Raw genomic sequence first — 17,996 nt, 5'->3', positions numbered from 1 at the left:
CAGGCCGCGATCCTCGGTACAGAAGGCGAGGACCTGATCCGGGGTCAGCCAGAGGTCCTGCCAGCCCCAGTCGGGTCCGTCGTAGTACTGCGTACCGTCGGGCGAGAGTTCCGCCCGACGCGGGTGCTCGGTCAGCGCTGCCCGATCGGCACGAACTCGCGGGTCCGGTGCCCGGTGTAGATCTGCTTGGGCCGGGCGATCTTCTGCTCCGGATCCGTGATCAACTCCGACCACTGGGCCAGCCAGCCCGAGGTGCGCGGGATCGCGAACAGCACGGTGAACATCTCCGGCGGGAACTCCAGCGCCTCGTAGATCAGGCCGGAATAGAAGTCCACGTTGGGATACAGCTTGCGGGAGACGAAGTACTCGTCCTCCAGGGCGATCTTCTCCAGTTCCTGGGCGATCTTGAGCAGCGGGTTGACCCCGGTCACCTCGAAGACGTCGTCACAGGCCTTCTTGATGATCTTGGCCCGCGGGTCGTAGTTCTTGTACACCCGGTGGCCGAAGCCCATCAGTCGTTCCTTGCCGGCCTTCACACCCTCGATGAAGCCCGGGATGTTGTCGGTGGAGCCGATCCGGCGCAGCATCCGCAGCACGGCCTCGTTGGCGCCGCCGTGCAGCGGGCCGTAGAGCGCGGCGATGCCGGCGGCGACGGCCGAGTACGGGTCGACCTCGGTGGAACCGACCGCACGGACGGCGTTGGCGGAGGCGTTCTGCTCATGATCGGCGTGCAGGATGAACAGCACCTCGAGCGCCTTGACCAGTCGCGGGTCCGCCTTGTACTCCGGCTCGCTCATCTTGAACAGCATGGCCAGGAAGTTGGCCGTGTAGGAGAGGCCGTTGTCCGGGTAGACGTACGGCTTGCCCTGCTGATGCCGGAACGCGAACGCGCCGAGGGTCGGCATCTTGGCGATCATCCGGGTGATCTGCAGCTGCCGGTTCTCGGCGTCGTCGATCTGCACGGCTTCGGGGTAGAACGTGGACAGCGCGCTCACGCCGGCCATCAGCATCGCCATCGGGTGCGCGTCGTAGCGGAAGCCCTGGATGAACTGCTTCAGGTTCTCGTGCACGAACGTGTGGTACGTGACCTCGTGGGTCCACTCGGCCAGCTGGTCGGTGGTCGGCAGCTCGCCGTTCAGCAGCAGGTAGGCCACTTCGAGGTAGGTCGAGGACTCGGCCAGCTGCTCGATCGGGTAGCCGCGGTACTCCAGGATGCCGGCCTCACCGTCGATGTAGGTGATGGCGCTGCGGCAGGAAGAGGTGTTGACGAATCCGGGGTCGTACGTCGCCAGCCCGGGCTGTCCCTCGACGGCGATCTGTTTCAGGTCGGCGGCGCGGATGGTGCCGTCCGTGATCTCCAGCTCATAATCCTTGCCGGTGCGGTTGTCCCGTACGGTGAGCGACTCGGTCATGGCGACAACCTACGCGGGCGTAGCGGCGAGTGGCCAGCGGGGGACGGCGATGTGCGCTGGCTCACTCAGCCCCCGGAGGGCCGCCGAAATCGGCCGTTTTGACCGGCATCGGAGCGGCCGGTAATCTTGACCGCTGTTGCGCCAATGCGCACTCACTTCCTTGCATCATGCACCGGCCGGAAGTCCGGGGGTGCTCGCAGGGATCCTTCAGCAGCACACCAGAGAGAGATTGGCAGGGCGAGGAGTGTCCACGTACAGTCCCAAACCGGGTGAGGTCACCCGTGAATGGCACGTCATCGACGCCGATGACCTCGTGCTGGGCAAGCTCGCCGTGACTGCGGCCACGCTGCTCCGGGGTAAGCACAAGCCGACGTTTGCGCCGCATGTCGACGGGGGTGACTTCGTCGTGGTCGTGAACGCGTCGAAGATCGCGCTCACCGGCAACAAGCGCGAGGACAAGATCAGCTACCGGCATTCCGGCCGGCCCGGTGGGCTCAAGTCCATCGCGTACGGAAAGCTGCTCGACACCGACCCGCGCAAGGCGGTCGAGCAGGCCGTCTGGGGCATGTTGCCGAAGAACCGGCTGTCCCGGAAGTTGATCAAGAAGCTCAAGGTGTACTCCGGTCCGGAGCATCCGCACTCGGCTCAGAAGCCGCAGCCGTACCAGATCACCCAGATCAGCCAGTAAAGACAAGGAAGCTCTTCGACCGTGTCCGAAACCGTGACCGAGAACCTGGACGACGAGGTTCGCCCGTTTACCGAGGGCGACCGCGAGATCGCCTACCGCTCCGAGGCCAACCCGCAGGCCACCGGGCCGACCAGCCGTCCCGCCGTCGTTGCTCCTGGCTCGGCGACCGGCCGGCGCAAGGAGGCCGTCGCCCGTGTCCGGATCGTTCCGGGCAGCGGCACCTGGAAGATCAACGGCCGCACCCTCGAGGAGTACTTCCCGAACAAGGTGCACCAGCAGATCGCCTCCGAGCCGTTCGGCACCGCCGGTGTCGAGGGCTCCTATGACGTGATCGCCCGGGTCCATGGCGGTGGCATCACCGGCCAGGCCGGTGCGGTGCGCCTCGGGGTGGCCCGTTCGCTGAACGCCGTCGACGCCGAGGCCAGCCGGTCCGCGCTGAAGAAGGCCGGCATGCTGACCCGGGACGCCCGGATCAAGGAACGCAAGAAGGCCGGCCTGAAGAAGGCCCGTAAGGCTCCTCAGTACAGCAAGCGCTGACGTCGTCCTCGCGATGGGGCGACTGTTCGGGACCGATGGAGTCCGTGGTCGGGCCAACGAGTTGTTGACCGCCGAATTGGCGCTCGACCTCTCGGTGGCCGCGGCCCATGTCCTCGCGGAGAGCGGTGCCTTCGGTGGGCACCGCCCGTCCGCGGTCGTGGGCCGGGATCCGCGGGCGTCCGGGGAGTTCCTCGAAGCTGCGGTGGTGGCCGGGCTGGCCAGCGCCGGCGTCAATGTGCACCGACTCGGTGTGCTGCCGACGCCCGGCGTGGCGTACCTGACCCGGTCCACGAAGGCCGATTTCGGCGTCATGCTGTCGGCCAGTCACAACCCGATGCCGGACAACGGCATCAAGTTCTTCGCGCGTGGCGGCGAGAAGCTGGACGACGCGGTCGAGGACCTGATCGAGGCCAGGCTGCGGGAGCCGTGGCCGCGGCCGACCGGGGCCGATGTCGGCCGGGTCTGGAACGACACGGCACTGACCGATTCGTACGTCCGGCATCTGGTTCGGACCGTTGCGCCGACCCGGTTCGACGGCATCACCGTGGTGCTGGACTGTGCCAACGGCGCTGCCCATCGGGCCGGCCCGGAGGCGTTCGAGGCGCTCGGGGCGAAGGTGATCCGGCTGCACTCGGAGCCGGACGGCATCAACATCAACGAGGCCTGCGGCTCCACCCACCCCGAAGATCTGCAGGCGGCCGTCGTCGAGCACGGCGCCGACCTGGGGCTGGCCGTCGACGGTGACGCGGACCGCTGCCTCGCCGTGGACGCGGCCGGCGAGGTCGTCGACGGCGACCAGATCCTGGCCGTGCTGGCGCTGGCGTTGTCCGAGCAGGGCCGGCTGGCCGGCAACACCCTGGTCGCGACCGTGATGAGCAACCTCGGCCTGGTCCAGGCCATGCACTCGGCCGACATCATCGTGCAGCAGACCAAGGTCGGCGACCGCTACGTGCTCGAGGCCATGAAGGCCGGCGGGTACGTCCTCGGCGGCGAACAGTCCGGCCACGTCGTGCTGTCCGAGCATGCGACGACCGGTGACGGGATCCTGACCGGCCTGCACCTGGTCCGCCGGATGGCCACCTCCGGCCAGCCGCTGGCGAAGCTGGCCTCCGTGATGACCCGGCTGCCCCAGGTGCTGATCAACGTTCCCGGCGTGGACAAGACCCGCGCCGACTCCGACCCGATCCTGACCCGGGCCGTCGCCGACGCGACCGCCGAACTCGGCACCACGGGCCGCGTCCTGCTCCGCCCCTCCGGCACCGAGTCCCTGGTCCGCGTCATGGTCGAGGCCGAGACCGCCGACCGGGCCACCGCGGTGGCCGAGCACCTGGCCTCGGTCGTCCGCACCACACTGACCCTCACCTGATTCCGGCGCTGCTCGGTCTCCTGATCGCCGGGTGTGACGGTTCCCACCGCGACATCGCGAATCACGGTCGCAACCGTCACACTCGACGCTTCTCGAAGAGGGATCGCCAGAGTGGGGTGAAGGAGGGGTGGGGGCCGGAATAGCCGCGAGCGGTCAGGGCGGCGTGGACGGTGTCGGCGATCTCGCGGGGGTCGACCATCCGGCCGTGCGTGACTCGGATGATCCGGTAGCCGGCCGCCACGGCGGCCTCGTGGCGGGCGATGTCACGGCTCCATTGCAGCGGGTCGGTGCGGTGTTGATCGCCGTCGTACTCGACGATCGTCTGGTACCCCTCGAGGACCAGGTCCATCCGGCCGATCGGTGCAGTTCGGGTGCCGATCGTGGGGTTACAGCGGGGCTCCGGCAGCCCGGCCAGGGTCAGCAGGAGCCGCAGCGCTGTCTCCTTCGGCGAGTCCACCCCGGCCCGGGCCAGGGCCGCCGCGTGCCGGGCCAGCCGGCAGCCCCGACCGGAGGCGTCGGCCGCCACGTCCCGGAGGGTTGCGGGCGTCGCGCGACTCAGCCGGATCAGCCAGTCCGCCGCGGCGACCGCCTCCACCAGGTCGAAACCGGCGCAGGCGGCGACCCAGGCGGCGGGCGGGGTTGCGAGTCGGCGGTGGAACTCGGGGAGGCGTTCGACCCGGCTCAACCGGATGGTGGGGCGCCGGGTCTGGCCGGTGGTTCGGGTCGCGGCCCGGAGCGGCAGGGGGTTGCCGATCTCGATGCCGTGCAGCCAGAGCGCCGTCGTCCCGGTGATCACGGCGTCCGGGGGGCAGCACCAGCAGGGCGGCCGCGGCCCGTTCCGTGAGCGTCGGTTCGTCCGGTCCGCTCGCGTACACGCCACGCTCGAGTCGCCGGAACCTGGTCGGTCGGCCCAGCTGGCGTGGTGTCAGCCCGTGCCGGCGGGCGCTGCGCAAGGTCAGCAAACGAGGCGTTTCCATGCCTCGACCCAACGCCCGGCCCCGATCTCACCGCGACCCCAACCCCGCTCCCGCCGGGCACTTTTCGTGTCGGCGCCGTCCCTTCGGCTAGGCGGTTCTGGGGAGGGAGTAGGCGAGCTCGATGCCGGTGGGGGTGCCGGCCTCGTCGGTGATCCCGACCTGTCGGAGCAGGCCGAGGTTCAGGTCGAGGTCGCGGCGCTCGACCTCCTCGACCAGCGCGATCGCGGCCGGGTGCATGGCGCCCTCCGCCGGATCGGTGCCGGTGAAGGTCCAGGCGGCGACGATCTCCTCCCGCTCCGGCAGCGTGCCGACCTCCACCCGGTGTTCGGGCAGCGCGAAGCCGGGCTCCGGTTCGCGGGCCACCGGCCAGCTCAGCACGAGCTGCACGTGTTCCGGGTCCTGCGCCGAGCGGATCGTGCTCCAGAAGCTGCCCGTCGGCGGGTTGCCGGCAGCGGACAGCGCGTGCCAGAGGAGGGTGAAGGCACCGTTCGCCAACTCGTCGTCGGCCTCGGTGGCGTCCTCACCGGACAGTTCGACCAGCACGCCCGCGTACGGCTGGGCCGGCGCCGGCCGGACCTCGACGCCGACCTCCGTCTCCAGGTCGGCCAGCACCCGCCGGGCCTGCTCGGCCGCGAGGTCCTCGGCCCGGCGGGCAGCCGCGACCCGCTCCCGGTGTGCCTCGAGCAGTCCGGCGGCCCGGTCCGGCGCGGCGACGGCGCCGGCCACCTCGGCCAGCGGTACGCCGGCGTCCCGCAGCGCCTTGACCATGATCGCGTCCCGGAGCTGACCCGCGGAGTAGCGGCGGTAGCCGGAGAAGGGGTCGACCTCGGCCGGGGCGAGGATCCCGCGCTCGTCGTACAGCCGCAGGGCCTTGACGGTCAGGCCGGTCCACTGGGCGAACTCTCCGATGTTCAGCATGATGACTCCATTCTGTCGTCCTGCCTCGAGCGTGCAGGCTCCTCCAGGGGGAGGGTCCACTGTCAGTGCGCCGGGGCATGATGATCGGCATGACGACGCCAGAGCACGCGGCCGGATCCGGTCGCCAGGACACGGTGCAGCGCTACTTCGACGGGTTCCGGCGCAGTGATCATGCGGCGATCCTGGCGCTGCTCACCGACGACGTGATCTGGGACCTGCCCGGCTTCCGCCACCTGCAGGGCAAGGAGGCGTTCGACGGCGAGATCGAGAACGAGGCCTTCAGCGGCAGCCCGACCTTGATCATCGATCGGCTGATCGAGGGCGACGACGCGGTCGTCGCGCTGGGCACGGGGCAGGGCACCTTCGTCGACGGCCGGGTGCACCGGTTCGCGTTCAACGACGTGTTCACGTTCGCCGGCGACAAGATCAGCCGGGTCGAGTCCTATCTGGTGCCGCTGACGAACGCCGGATGAACGAGCATGACCGGGCCGACCTGCTGCACTACCTGCAGGCGCAGCGGGACAGCGTGGTGGCGATCGTGGACGGGCTGGACGAGGCCGGGCTGCACCGGTCGGTGGTGCCCAGCGGCTGGACACCGGCGAGCATGATCATGCACCTGACCGGTGCCGAGCGCTACTGGTGCCACGGGCTGCTGGCGGGCGAGGAGGTCGGCCCGGACCCGGTCGGGATCGGCCCCGTGCAGGCCTATCGCGAACAGTGGGTGCAGTCGGACCGGAGGCTGTCCCGGCTCGCGCTGGACGACCGGCCGCGGGGCCGAGTGCCGCCCGAGCACATCCACCTGTCCGCATCGGTACGGACGGTGCTGCTGCATCTGATCGAGGAGACCGCGCGGCACGCGGGCCACCTCGACGTGGCCCGGGAGCTGATCGACGGCACGACCGGCCTCGGACCCCGCTGATCGTCCGACGGTCGGGCTGGGATCCCTGTCGGGCAAGGGATTCCCGGCGATCACGACGACATCGTCGTGGGCCCGGCCTCGGTCAGCGGGGGAAGGGCAGCTGGGTCTGGACGCCGAAGACCATGAAGAGGACGGCGCTGATCAACAGCATGATCACCGAGATGATCAGCGAGAACAGCACCACGCCGAACGCGGCGAAGAAGCCGAACTTGATCGCGGTGCCGGCGCCGATGATCACCTTGGTCTCGGACGGCGGTTGATACGGGTTGCTCATGGCTGCGACGCTATCGCCTCCCGATCAGACTTTCCGGATTCGTACCCACTTCACTCGGTGGTCGGAATCCTTGCGCAGGATCGCAGTCGCGCGGCCGCGGGTCGGCCGGATGTTGGTCCACAGGTTCGGCCCGTTGATCGTGTCCCAGATCCGGCCGGCCTCCGCGACCGCCTCCTCCTCGGTGAACCGGCCGTACTTGACGAAGTAGGAGCGCGGGTCCTGGAACGCGGTGTCGCGGAGCGACAGGAAGCGCTGGATGTACCAGTCCCGGACGTCGACCGGGTCGGCGTCGACGTACACGGAGAAGTCGAAGAAGTCGCTCACCGCCAGCCCGGTGGTCCCGTCGGCGCGGACCCGGGCCGGCTGCAGCACGTTGAGACCCTCGATGATCATGATGTCCGGGCGCCGGACCACAGCCTGCTCGCCCGGCACGATGTCGTAGGTCAGGTGCGAGTAGACCGGCGCGGTGACCTCCTCCTTGCCGGACTTCACGTCGATCACGAACCGGAGCAGCGCCCGGCGGTCGTACGACTCGGGGAACCCCTTGCGATGCATCAGGCCGCGCCGCTCCAGCTCGGCGTTCGGCAGCAGGAAGCCGTCGGTGGTGATCAGCGTGACCCGCGGATGCTCCGGCCAGCCGGCCAGCAGTTCCCGGAGCAGCCGCGCCATCGTCGACTTGCCGACCGCCACGGAGCCGGCGACCCCGATGACGAACGGCGTCCGGTCCACCGAGAGCCGGAGGAACTCGTTGGTCGAGCGGTAGAGGTTGCCGGTGTGCCGGACGTACTCGCTGAGCAACCGGGTCAGCGGCAGGTAGACCTCGCTGACGTCGATCAGCCGGGTCGGGTCGCGCAGACCCCGCAGCTTCTCCAGGGTCGCCGCGTCGAGGGTGAGTGGGGTGGACGCCGCCAACTCAGCCCAATCGGCCCGGTCGCGCTCCACATAGGGGCCGAGGCCGTTGCCGTTGCCGTTTCCGGTGAACCGCTGAACCACAAGGACGCATTCTGCCGAATCGGCGCCGCCGGTACGAAACCCGGGCACCGGCCGCGGTGCACCGCCGACCGTTCCGCACGGGACTTCCGGCACGGCATTTTCTCCGCCGCGGGACGGCCCGAACTGGGCCGGCGGCCACCGATCGGACCATTTCGGGGCTCCTGCCGCGCGGGCGCGGCTCCGGCGTGGAGTGTCCACTAGCCTGTCGCACATGTGTGGAATCGTCGGATACGTCGGAACCAAGCCCGCCGGCTCGGTGGTGGTCGAGGGGCTGCGACGCCTGGAATATCGCGGGTACGACTCCGCCGGGGTCGCCGTGGTCGACGACGGCGACACCCGGGAGCTCCGCTGCGTCAAGAAGGCCGGCAAGATCGCCAACCTGGACAAGGAACTCGCCGACCACCCGCTGCCGCAGACCGGCCAGGGCATCGGCCACACCCGCTGGGCCACCCACGGCGCGCCGAACGACACCAACGCCCACCCGCACCTTTCCGCCGACGGCCGGGTCGCCGTGGTGCACAACGGCATCATCGAGAACTTCGCGGCGCTGCGGGCCGAGCTGGTCGCCGCCGGGATCCCGCTCAGTTCCGACACCGACACCGAGACCGTCGCCCACCTGATCGGCCGGCTGCTCGAGGAGGGCGTCGATCTGGCGACCGCGATGCGCCGGGTCTGCGTCCGGCTGGACGGCGCGTTCACCCTGGTCGCGGTGGACCGGGACACGCCGGACCTGGTGGTCGGAGCCCGCCGCAACTCGCCGCTGGTGGTCGGCGTCGGAGAGGGAGAGAACTTCCTCGCCTCCGACGTCGCCGCCTTCATCGAGCACACCCGGGACGCGATCGAGCTCGGCCAGGACCAGGTCGTCCAGATCACCTCGGCCGGGGTCACGGTCACCGACTTCGAGGGCCGGCCGGCCGACGTGCGCCCGTACCACGTCGACTGGGACCTGACCGCCGCCCAGAAGGACGGCTACGACTGGTTCATGCGCAAGGAGATCTACGAGCAGCCGGACGCGGTCGCCAACACGCTGCTCGGCCGGCACTCCAAGGAGGGCAAGCTGGTCCTGGACGAGCTGCGGATGTCCGAGGACGACCTGCGCAAGATCGACAAGATCATCATCGTCGCCTGCGGTACGGCGTTCTACGCGGGCCTGGTCGCCAAGTACGCGATCGAGCACTGGACCCGGCTGCCCTGCGAGGTCGAGCTGGCCCACGAGTTCCGCTACCGGGACCCGATCGTCGGGCCGACCACGCTGGTCGTCTGCATCTCGCAGTCCGGCGAGACCGCCGACTCGCTGATGGCGGTCCGGCACGCCCGCGAGCAGAAGGCCCGGGTGCTGGCGATCTGCAACACCAACGGCTCCACCATTCCGCGCGAGTCCGACGCGGTGATCTACACCCACGCCGGGCCGGAGATCGGCGTCGCCTCGACCAAGGGCTTCATGACCCAGCTGGTCGCCTGCTATGTGCTCGGGCTCTACCTGGCCCAGGTGCGCGGCACGAAGTTCGACGACGAGATCGCCGCCACGGTCAGTGAGCTGGAGGGGATGCCGGCCGCGATCCAGTCGGTGCTGGACGACATCGAGCCGGTGATCAAGCTCGCCGAGGAGTTCGCCGACGAGCCGTCGGTGCTGTTCCTGGGCCGGCACGTCGGCTACCCGGTCGCGCTGGAGGGAGCGTTGAAGCTCAAGGAGCTCGCCTACATCCATGCCGAGGGCTTCGCCGCCGGCGAGCTGAAGCACGGTCCGATCGCCCTGATCGATGATCAACTTCCGGTGTTCGTCGTGGTACCGCCGCGCGGTCGTGATCAACTGCACGACAAGGTGGTCTCCAACATCCAGGAGATCCGGGCCCGCGGCGCGCGGACCATCGTGCTCGCCGAGGTCGATGATCAAGCCGTCGAGCCGTACGCGGATCTCATGATCAAACTGCCGAAGGTGTCCACCCTGCTGCAGCCGATGCTGGCCGTGGTGCCGCTGCAGGTGTTCGCCTGCGAGCTGGCCACCCGGAAGGGTCACGACGTCGACCAGCCGCGCAACCTGGCCAAGTCGGTCACGGTCGAGTGAATCGAGCATGATCATCGGGGTCGGGATCGACGTCTGTGACGTGTCCCGGTTCGCCGAGACGATCGAGCGCCGGCCCGGCTTGATCAACCGGCTGTTCACGCCGGCCGAGGCGAAGAAGTCGACCGCCTCGCTGGCCGCGCGGTTCGCCGCCAAGGAGGCCTTGGCCAAGGCGCTCGGTGCGCCGAGCGGGATGATCTGGACCGACGCCGAGGTGGTCACCGACGCGGAGGGGCGACCCTCCTTCAAGATCATCGGTACGGTCGCCGGCCGGGCCGAGCAACTCGGCGTCGGCACCATTCACCTGTCCATCTCGCACGACGCCGGCATCGCCTCGGCCATGGTCGTCTGCGAGTCCTGACCCCGAGCGGACGGATTCGCCGGCGTCCACCCTGGGTACGGGGCGAGGGGACCACTGCAGGCCACGACGGGAGAGGATCGTGTCCAGTCGAGGACCGGAGGCCCGGGGCGGCTTCCGTACGCCGGCGAGGATCACCGGGCTCGCGGTCGCGCTGCTGCTCGCGATCGCCGCAGGCTTGCTGACGGCACCCTGGCCGGTGTCACCGAGCGGTTCCGTCACCGGCACCGACGCCGCGCTCGCCGATCGAGTCCGGGCCCTGACGGCGGGCTCCGGCCGGGTCGGCGTCTCCGTCGCGGTGATCGAGGACGGCCGGCTGCGGACGGCCGGCCTCGGCGACACCGGTACCGGGCGGCCGGTGACCCCGGACACCGCGTTCGAGATCGGGTCGGTGACCAAGCCGTTCACCGCCTCCCTGTTCGCCGACCTGGTCGCCGACGGTGTCGTCGAACCCGACGACACCGTCCGCGAGGTGCTGCCCGAACGGGACTGGCAGCCCGGCGGCGGCGGAGACGCAACGCTGGCCGAACTCGCCAGCCAGCGGTCAGGCCTGCCGCGGGTGCCGGTGACCGCGCGGACGGCCCTCGGGATCGCCGGCTCCACCTTCGGCGGCGGTGAACCGGCCATCGGCGATCCGGAGCAGGTGATCAGCGAGGCCGCGGCCGCACGCCGGTCGGGCGTCGGCGAGTACGCGTACTCCAACCTCGGCTTCGCCTTCCTCGGTCACGTGCTGGCCGAGAAGGCGGGCCGGCCGTATCCGGACCTGCTCCGCGAACGGGTGCTGGGGCCGCTGCAGCTCCGGGCGACGTCGATCCCGACCAGCCAGGACGCGATACCGTCCGATTCGGTCGGCCACGACCGGAGCGGCCGGGTCATCCCCTCCGACGTCAGCACCGGCGACATCCCGGCCGGCGCCGGGGTCTGGTCGACGCCGACCGACCTGGCCACCTTCGGACAGCGTGTCATGGCCGGCGACACACCCGGCCACGATGCGGCCGAGCCTCGCTTCCCGGCCGGCGAGGGGCGGATCGGGTACGCCTGGAACTCGACCCCGACCCCCGACGGCGGCACCGTCGTCTGGCACAACGGCAGGTCCGGCGGCTACACCGCGTTCCTCGGCTTCGACCGGGAGGAACGGCGGGTGGTGGCCGTCCTCAACAACAGCAAGGCCGGCGTCGACGAGGTGGGCATGCAGTTGCTCAGCGGCACCGCCAACGGTCGCGACGATGCCCCGCGGCTGGTCGAGCTCGTGGTCGGGGCCGGGCTGCCGCTCGCCGCCGGAGCGTCGATGCTGGCCGCCTCGCTGGGCGGCTGGTACGGCCGTCGCCGGCGGACGCCGGACCGGGCCGGCCTGCTCGGCACCCTCGGCTGGTCGCTCCTGGTCTTCGCGGTCGGCCGGGCGGCCGGCATGGTCGCACCCGTCGCGATCGCCGGCTGGCTGGTCGGAGCCGCGCTGGCCGGAGCCGCGATCTTCGTCGCCGCGGTCCGCTGGAGGGGGCTTCCGTGGAGCGGGACCCGGCGGTCGCGACTGCAGTGGGCCGGCACAGCGCTCGCGCTCGCGGCCGGTCTCCTGGCGACCGTCCTGGTGATCAGCTGACCGGCTACGGCTTCCGTACGACCTCGAACCGGTCGAGTTCTCGCCAGGAGATGGCGTCGACGGCTTCGTAGACCTCGGTTCGGGGCTCGGAGCACCATGTGATCGGGATCCGTGGCCAATAGCCTTACCCGCTGGCGTCGATCAGCAGGAGGTGGACCGCGATGAATCCCCTGGCCGGACAAGCCTCGTTCCAAGAGTGTGGTCCGTCGTCCGGCAGGGTCAGGGCGGTCAGCAGCTCGGGCGCCAACTCACCGGAGAGCTCGCGCACGGTGTAGACGAGCCGCCCGTCCTTGCGGGTCAGGGGCCCGTCCTCCAGGCACCGGATCGCTCGGGTCGCCACGAAACCTGCCGGTGCCAGTCCACCCTCCACGACATTCGGATGGATGAATCCGTCGCCGTCGCGCGGACAGCGCCCCTCCACCAGCGGCGCAACCTTCGGTGCCGGCCGAGGGTTCCAGGTGGAGATCGGAACGCAGCCGTACGTGATCATGAGCAGGGCGGCGACCAGCCAGCAGCCCCGCAACCTCCGGGCCATGTCACGAGCGTAGATTCGCCGCCTCCGTCGCGTCCGGTTCGAGATCGGATCGACACCTCTTGCGACCTACGCATATGTATATGTATAGTTCTGCGTATGCCGAACAAGACGATCTATGTCTCCGACAGCGACCAGGAGCTCTTCGCCCGGGCTCAGGAGCTGGCCGGGGGCAGTCTCTCGCAAGCCATCACGACCGCTCTCCGACAGTACGTCGAGCTGGAGGAGGGCAAGCTGGAGGGCTTCGAGGAGATCGTCGTCAAGGTCGGCCTCGGCGTCGGTCGCAAGGTCCGGTTCTCCGGGCAGCTGCTGGTCGAATGGATGGACACCACCGCGACCAAGGTGGATACGTACCGGGTCTACCGGAGCCGGACCGGCAAGTTCGTGGTGCACACCGAACGGTCGCCGGAATGGAAGGACCAGTCCGAGAACGCCGAGAAATGGAGTCAGGGCTGGCGGGCGTGGGTCGGCAACCTCAGCGCCAACCAGAGCTGGAGCTTCACCCAGGGCGAGTCGACGCTCGACGTCGTGGACACGCTCGAGGAACTGAAACCCAAGATCCCGGCCAAGCTGTACGACCTGGTCGCGTCGTCCGAAGATCATCCGCTGATCGAGGACCTGGACATCTGAGCTAGGCCGCCACCCCCTACCTACACCGCAACCGAGGGACGACGGGCGCCCTCCGGTCTTCCGAGCCTGCCCACCTCGCACCCACACCTTGAAAGGGCGCAGCCATGCCCACAGCCATCGAGGCCGTCGGCCTCCGCCGCAGTTACGGCGACCTGACCGTGCTCGAAGGGGTCGATCTGACCGTCGCCACGGGGACGATCTTCGCCCTGCTCGGCCCGAACGGTGCCGGCAAGACGACCACCGTCAACATCCTGTCCACCTTGATCACGCCGGACGCGGGGCAGGCCCGGGTGGCCGGCCACGACCTGGCCACCGAACCCGACGCGGTACGGGCCGCGATCGGCGTCACCGGCCAGTTCTCCGCGGTCGACGGGCTCCTCACCGGCGCCGAGAACCTCCGTCTGATGGCCCGGCTGCACCACCTCGACCGGGCCGAGACCGAGGCGACCGTCGCCCGGCTGCTGGAGCAGTTCGATCTTGTCGACGCGGCCAAGAAGGCCGCCGCCACCTACTCGGGCGGCATGCGGCGCCGGCTCGACCTGGCCATGACCCTGGTCGGCGATCCCAAGATCATCTTCCTGGACGAGCCGACCACCGGTCTCGACCCGCGCAGCCGGCGGACCATGTGGCAGATCATCCGGGAGCTGGTCGCCGGCGGCGTGACGATCTTCCTGACCACCCAGTATCTGGAGGAGGCCGACGAACTGGCCGACCGGATCGCCGTTCTTGATCACGGCCGGCTGATCGCCGAGGGCACGGCCGCCGAACTGAAGAGTCGGATCGCCGGCGGGCACCTGCTGCTCCGGTTCGACGACGCCGAGGCGCTCGGCGCGGCGACGGTGGCGCTGGACGGTTCGGTGCCGAATCTCGAGGCGCTCACCCTGCAGGTGCCCAGCGACGGCGGGGTCCGTTCGCTGCGCACGGTGCTGGACCGGCTGGACCGGTCCGGTATCGAGATCGCCGAGCTCTCCGTGCACACGCCGGATCTCGACGACGTGTTCCTGGCCCTGACCGGCCAGCCGAAGGAATCCCTGATCACGAACGAGAAGGAATCTGTCCGATGAGTACGCTCACCTACGCGGCCGCCGACACGATGGCGATGGCCCGCCGCAAACTCCTGCACATCGTCCGCTACCCGAGCATGACCCTGCTGCTGATCGGGATGCCGATCATCTTCCTGCTGCTCTTCGTGTACGTGTTCGGCGGCACCCTCGGGGCCGGCATCGGCGGCAGCCGCGGCGACTACCTCAACTACGTGGTGCCCGGCATCCTGGTGATGGGCGTCGCCGCCAGCGCCCAGGGCGTCGCGGTGTCGGCCGCGATGGACATGTCCGAGGGCATCATCGCCCGGTTCCGGACGATGGCGATCTTCCGGCCGTCGGTGCTCGCCTCGCACGTGATCGGCGGCGTCGTCCAGACGTTGTTGATCTCCGCGGTGGTGATCGGCGTCGCCCTGCTGATCGGCTTCCGGTCGCCGGCCGGGCCGCTGCAGTGGCTCGGCGTGATCGGCGTGATCACCATGATCGGCTTCGCCCTGACCTGGCTCTGCGTGGCCCTCGGCCTGGTCGCCAAGACCGTCGAGTCGGCGAGCAACACGCCGATGCCGCTGACCCTGCTTCCCTTCCTGGGCAGCGGTTTCGTGCCGACCGAGTCGATGCCGCTCGGGCTGCGCTGGTTCGCCGAGTACCAGCCGTTCACGCCGATCATGGAGACCCTGCGCGGCCTCCTCTTCGGCACCCCGATCGGCAACAGCTGGAGCCTCGCGATCGGCTGGTGCCTGGTGATCTCGGTCGGCGGCTTCCTCTGGTCGCGGCACCTGTACCGCCGCGATCCCAGCCGCTGAGCGGTGTCAGGCGGGGAGGAACAGGTCGAGCAGGCGGCGGCAGCGGGGCGGGTCCTCGGTGAGGCCGTGTCGCAGACCCCAGAAGAGGTAGTCGGCGGCCCGGAAGATCACCCAGCAGCGGGCCCGCTCCGCGCGCAGGCCGGCCACCTCGACCACGGTCCGGAGATGATCATGGACGTCCCGGTCGGTCATCTCGTCCAGCCGGCTCCACAGGATCCGGGCGAGGTCGTACTCGATGTCGCCGCGGACCAGCACCGGATCGACGACCAGCCAGGGTTCCCGCTCGCCGGCCAGCACCTGGTCGTAGTGCAGGTCGCCGTTCACGGCCCGTTCCTCGCCCGGTTCGGTGATCAACCGGCCCGTCGCCTCGAGCACGCCGTCGAGGAGGCGGGCCGGGAACGGCCGGTCGAGCCCCTCCCACTCGCGGCCGAACCGTTCGGCGCCGCTGCGGAGCCAGGAAGCCGTCGTCGGTACGCCGTCGGGCGGGTCCACCGCCAACCGCCGCATCACCCCGGCGATGATCGGCACCGCCTCGGCCAGCGGGAGCGAGGAGAGGGAGCGGCCGCCGTCCAGCCGCTCCAGCAGCATCGCGCCCGCGGCCAGGTCGGCCTCGTGCAGCAGTACGGTTCCGCGGCCGGCCCAGAATTCGAGCGCTGCGATCTGGGCGGGGAGATCTTGATCATCGGGCGGGTTCAGCCGGAGCGCGTACGGCAGCCCGTCCCGCCGGACCGGCAGAACCAGAGCGTTGGAGCCGTGCCGGGCCGGCCCGTCGATCGTCAGCCGCAGCCGCCGGCAGGTCTCGGTGATCAACTCCGGGAGCAGGTCCAGCCACTCGGTACCGCCGTGCCACCACCGCGGCATCGCACGGAAGCTCGCCGGGATCTCCACCACGAGGACCACCCTACGGGCACCGCTCGTGCCAGACTGGGCCATGACCTTCGAAGCACGGCTGGCGGAGCTCGGCGTGGAGTTGCCGCCACCCACCACCGCGCCGCCGGGCGTGCGGATCCCGTTCGAGTGGGTCCGGGTCGTCGGCCGGCGATGTCTTCTCAGCGGTCACGGCGCGATCGGCCCCGACGGAGCCCCGGCCGGACCGTTCGGCCGAGTGCCCGACGTGGTCGGCCTGGCCGAGGCGCAGGAGTCGGCCCGGCTGACCGGTCTCGCCATGATCGCCGCGCTCCGCCGAGAACTGGGCGACCTCGACCGGATCGAGGCCTGGTTGTCGATCAGCGGGTACGTCAACGCCGCCGAGGGCTATCCGCAGACCACCGCGGTGATCAATCCGGTGTCGGAGCTGGTGCTGGAGATCTTCGGTGACGTCGGCCGGCATGCCCGCACCGCGATCGGCGTCTCGGCGCTGCCGCTGAACCTCCCGGTGGTGGTCGCCGCGGAGGTGATGCTGAGGTCCTGACGGACGGCGCCACTAGCCTGGGGCCATGGAGCAGCGCGCCTATTCGACCGCGACGGTCCGCGAGGTGGAGCAGGTCGAGATCTCCGCGGTCGGAGCGGAACCGCTGATGCGGCGCGCCGCGGCCGGGGTCGCGGCGGTGGCCCGGCGGGAGTTGATCATGGACCGCAGGCGGGTCTACGGCGCCCAGGTGTTGATCTTGGTCGGCGGCGGCAACAACGGCGGCGACGCGCTCTTCGCCGGGGCGCTGCTGGCTCGCCGGGGCGCCAGGATCCTCGCGGTGAGCTGCATCGGAACGCCGCACGCCGCCGGCCGGGCCGCGCTCGAACAGGCCGGTGGGCGGCTGGTCGCGCTGCCGGACCTCCCGGACCGGAACTGGGATCTGGCGATCGACGGCATCCTCGGCATCGGTGGCCGGCCGGGGCTGCCCGAGCCGGTCGGCGAACTCGCCGGACGCCTTGCGGGACAGGGGGTTCCGGTGATCGCGGTGGACCTGCCGTCCGGGGTGGAGACCGACTCGGGTGCCGTCGGTGACCGCTGGCTGCGGGCGCGCCGTACGGTCACGTTCGGCGCGGCGAAGCCGTGCCACCTGGTCGAGCCCGGCCGGTCCGCCACCGGTGAGCTGACCATGATCGACATCGGGCTCGACTTCACCGCGGCGCGGCCCGAGCTGATCGCCCTCGACGTCGCCGGGCTGGCTGCCCTGTGGCCGTACCCGGGACGACACGTCGACAAGTACGCCCGCGGCGTGGTCGGCCTGGACACCGGTTCGGACCGCTATCCCGGTGCCGGGCTGCTGTCGACGCTCGGCGCGGTCTATGCCGGCGCCGGCATGGTCCGGTTCCTCGGTGCCGACCACCCGACCTCGCTCGTCGGCGCGGAACTGCCGGACGTCGTGTTCGCGCCGGGCCGGGTGCAGGCGCACGTGTTCGGCTCCGGCTGGGGCGACCGACCGGACGGCGCGCGGCTGATCAAGGACGCGCTGGACGCCGGCACCCCGGCCGTGGTCGACGCCGACGGACTGGCCCACCTGCCCGACCGACTGCCGTCCAGCTGGCTGCTCACGCCGCACGCCGGCGAGCTGGCCCGGCTGCTCGGCTGGGACCGCTCCGCGGTCGAAGCCGCACCGATCCGCGCCGTCCGGGCCGGCGCCGAGCAGACCGGCGCGACGGTCCTGCTCAAGGGAGCCACCCAGTTGGTCGCCTCGCCCGACACGGCACCGGTCTGGGTCGCGGTGGCCGGGCCCTCGTGGACCGCGCAGGCCGGCTCCGGCGACGTCCTGGCCGGGATCTGCGGCACCCTGCTCGCGGCCGGGCAGCCCGCGTTCCGGGCCGGCCAGCTCGCCGCCTCCCTGCAGGCGTACGCGGCGGCCCGGCACCCCGGTCCCCGCCCACCGCAGGATCTGGCCCGGCTGCTCCCGGAGACCATCGCCGAGTTGGCCGCAACGGCACGAATCGGGACGGGACGTTCCGGCTGAGCCGG

20 protein-coding genes are annotated in these 17,996 nt (G+C 70.4%); 13 read left to right on the top strand and 7 right to left on the bottom strand.

The features are described from left to right. Nucleotides 1-131: 131 nt before the first annotated feature. A complete protein-coding gene (locus tag AC6CCG_RS27385) occupies nucleotides 132-1,412 on the bottom strand; it encodes a citrate synthase (protein ID WP_496657935.1) in 1,281 nt (426 codons plus the stop codon). Between the two features lie 244 nt (nucleotides 1,413-1,656). On the opposite strand from AC6CCG_RS27385, the gene rplM reads away from it, so the two are divergent. Genes rplM through glmM form a run of 3 tightly spaced genes read left to right on the top strand, consistent with a single transcriptional unit; the run spans nucleotide 1,657 to nucleotide 4,003 of the window. Then, nucleotides 1,657-2,100 (top strand): 50S ribosomal protein L13, encoded by a 444-nt coding sequence (gene rplM, locus AC6CCG_RS27380; protein WP_496657934.1) that lies wholly within the window; start codon nucleotides 1,657-1,659, stop codon nucleotides 2,098-2,100. 21 nt (nucleotides 2,101-2,121) lie between these two features. Beyond that, nucleotides 2,122-2,637, top strand: coding sequence for a 30S ribosomal protein S9 (rpsI, locus tag AC6CCG_RS27375; RefSeq protein WP_496657933.1), 516 nt, complete (start codon nucleotides 2,122-2,124; stop codon nucleotides 2,635-2,637). A gap of 13 nt (nucleotides 2,638-2,650) precedes the next feature. After that, nucleotides 2,651-4,003: a phosphoglucosamine mutase gene (gene glmM / locus AC6CCG_RS27370; protein WP_496657932.1), complete on the top strand. Its 1,353-nt coding sequence runs from the start codon at nucleotides 2,651-2,653 to the stop codon at nucleotides 4,001-4,003. Between the two features lie 76 nt (nucleotides 4,004-4,079). Here the strand turns inward: glmM and AC6CCG_RS27365 are convergent, their stop codons facing one another. Together AC6CCG_RS27365 and AC6CCG_RS27360 are read right to left on the bottom strand one after the other, a co-directional pair. After that, nucleotides 4,080-4,799, bottom strand: coding sequence for a putative endonuclease domain-containing protein (locus AC6CCG_RS27365; protein ID WP_496657931.1), 720 nt, complete (start codon nucleotides 4,797-4,799; stop codon nucleotides 4,080-4,082). A gap of 268 nt (nucleotides 4,800-5,067) precedes the next feature. Then, nucleotides 5,068-5,898 carry a MerR family transcriptional regulator gene (locus AC6CCG_RS27360; RefSeq protein WP_496657930.1) on the bottom strand — a complete coding sequence of 277 codons (831 nt, stop codon included), beginning with the start codon at nucleotides 5,896-5,898 and terminating at the stop codon, nucleotides 5,068-5,070. 89 nt (nucleotides 5,899-5,987) lie between these two features. Between AC6CCG_RS27360 and AC6CCG_RS27355 the strand changes: the two genes are divergently transcribed. After that, entirely contained in the window at nucleotides 5,988-6,371 is a 384-nt protein-coding gene (locus AC6CCG_RS27355; protein ID WP_496657929.1) for a nuclear transport factor 2 family protein, read from the top strand. Continuing rightward, nucleotides 6,368-6,817 (top strand): DinB family protein, encoded by a 450-nt coding sequence (locus AC6CCG_RS27350; protein ID WP_496657928.1) that lies wholly within the window; start codon nucleotides 6,368-6,370, stop codon nucleotides 6,815-6,817. The genes AC6CCG_RS27355 and AC6CCG_RS27350 overlap by 4 nt, the downstream gene beginning before the upstream one ends. A gap of 82 nt (nucleotides 6,818-6,899) precedes the next feature. On the opposite strand, the gene AC6CCG_RS27345 is transcribed toward AC6CCG_RS27350, so the two are convergent. Continuing rightward, on the bottom strand, nucleotides 6,900-7,091 hold the full coding sequence (locus tag AC6CCG_RS27345) for a hypothetical protein (protein WP_496657927.1): 192 nt from the start codon (nucleotides 7,089-7,091) through the stop codon (nucleotides 6,900-6,902). A gap of 24 nt (nucleotides 7,092-7,115) precedes the next feature. After that, entirely contained in the window at nucleotides 7,116-8,084 is a 969-nt protein-coding gene (gene coaA / locus AC6CCG_RS27340) for a type I pantothenate kinase (RefSeq protein ID WP_496657926.1), read from the bottom strand. A 211-nt stretch (nucleotides 8,085-8,295) separates the two neighbouring features. Here coaA and glmS point away from each other — a divergent pair, with 211 nt between their 5' ends. From glmS to AC6CCG_RS27325, 3 genes are all read left to right on the top strand, one after another. Continuing rightward, complete coding sequence (gene glmS, locus AC6CCG_RS27335) at nucleotides 8,296-10,149, top strand: glutamine--fructose-6-phosphate transaminase (isomerizing) (RefSeq protein WP_496657925.1); 1,854 nt, start codon at nucleotides 8,296-8,298, stop codon at nucleotides 10,147-10,149. 7 nt (nucleotides 10,150-10,156) lie between these two features. Next, complete coding sequence (locus AC6CCG_RS27330) at nucleotides 10,157-10,507, top strand: holo-ACP synthase (RefSeq protein WP_496657924.1); 351 nt, start codon at nucleotides 10,157-10,159, stop codon at nucleotides 10,505-10,507. A 79-nt stretch (nucleotides 10,508-10,586) separates the two neighbouring features. Beyond that, on the top strand, nucleotides 10,587-12,101 hold the full coding sequence (locus AC6CCG_RS27325; protein ID WP_496657923.1) for a serine hydrolase domain-containing protein: 1,515 nt from the start codon (nucleotides 10,587-10,589) through the stop codon (nucleotides 12,099-12,101). A gap of 124 nt (nucleotides 12,102-12,225) precedes the next feature. Here the strand turns inward: AC6CCG_RS27325 and AC6CCG_RS27320 are convergent, their stop codons facing one another. Beyond that, on the bottom strand, nucleotides 12,226-12,636 hold the full coding sequence (locus tag AC6CCG_RS27320; protein WP_496657922.1) for a hypothetical protein: 411 nt from the start codon (nucleotides 12,634-12,636) through the stop codon (nucleotides 12,226-12,228). A gap of 96 nt (nucleotides 12,637-12,732) precedes the next feature. On the opposite strand from AC6CCG_RS27320, the gene AC6CCG_RS27315 reads away from it, so the two are divergent. The 3 genes from AC6CCG_RS27315 to AC6CCG_RS27305 all read left to right on the top strand — a co-directional run bounded on the left by AC6CCG_RS27315 (nucleotide 12,733) and on the right by AC6CCG_RS27305 (nucleotide 15,106). Beyond that, nucleotides 12,733-13,263 carry an EXLDI protein gene (locus AC6CCG_RS27315; protein ID WP_496657921.1) on the top strand — a complete coding sequence of 177 codons (531 nt, stop codon included), beginning with the start codon at nucleotides 12,733-12,735 and terminating at the stop codon, nucleotides 13,261-13,263. Nucleotides 13,264-13,367: 104 nt separating this feature from the next. Beyond that, nucleotides 13,368-14,327: an ATP-binding cassette domain-containing protein gene (locus AC6CCG_RS27310; protein WP_496657920.1), complete on the top strand. Its 960-nt coding sequence runs from the start codon at nucleotides 13,368-13,370 to the stop codon at nucleotides 14,325-14,327. Next, nucleotides 14,324-15,106 (top strand): ABC transporter permease, encoded by a 783-nt coding sequence (locus AC6CCG_RS27305; RefSeq protein ID WP_496657919.1) that lies wholly within the window; start codon nucleotides 14,324-14,326, stop codon nucleotides 15,104-15,106. Before AC6CCG_RS27310 ends, AC6CCG_RS27305 begins: the two co-directional genes overlap by 4 nt. Before the next feature lie 6 nt (nucleotides 15,107-15,112). On the opposite strand, the gene AC6CCG_RS27300 is transcribed toward AC6CCG_RS27305, so the two are convergent. After that, nucleotides 15,113-15,997, bottom strand: coding sequence for an aminoglycoside phosphotransferase family protein (locus AC6CCG_RS27300; RefSeq protein ID WP_496657918.1), 885 nt, complete (start codon nucleotides 15,995-15,997; stop codon nucleotides 15,113-15,115). A 40-nt stretch (nucleotides 15,998-16,037) separates the two neighbouring features. Between AC6CCG_RS27300 and AC6CCG_RS27295 the strand changes: the two genes are divergently transcribed. Both AC6CCG_RS27295 and AC6CCG_RS27290 read left to right on the top strand, forming a co-directional pair. Further along, entirely contained in the window at nucleotides 16,038-16,517 is a 480-nt protein-coding gene (locus tag AC6CCG_RS27295) for a RidA family protein (RefSeq protein ID WP_496657917.1), read from the top strand. Nucleotides 16,518-16,542: 25 nt separating this feature from the next. After that, nucleotides 16,543-17,991 carry a bifunctional ADP-dependent NAD(P)H-hydrate dehydratase/NAD(P)H-hydrate epimerase gene (locus AC6CCG_RS27290; RefSeq protein ID WP_496657916.1) on the top strand — a complete coding sequence of 483 codons (1,449 nt, stop codon included), beginning with the start codon at nucleotides 16,543-16,545 and terminating at the stop codon, nucleotides 17,989-17,991. Nucleotides 17,992-17,996: the final 5 nt, after the last annotated feature.

It is taken from the genome of Microlunatus sp. YIM B11417, assembly GCF_059617205.1.
The sequence above is the reverse complement of the archived record's forward strand: the minus strand, read 5'-3'. Positions and strand labels throughout refer to the sequence as shown.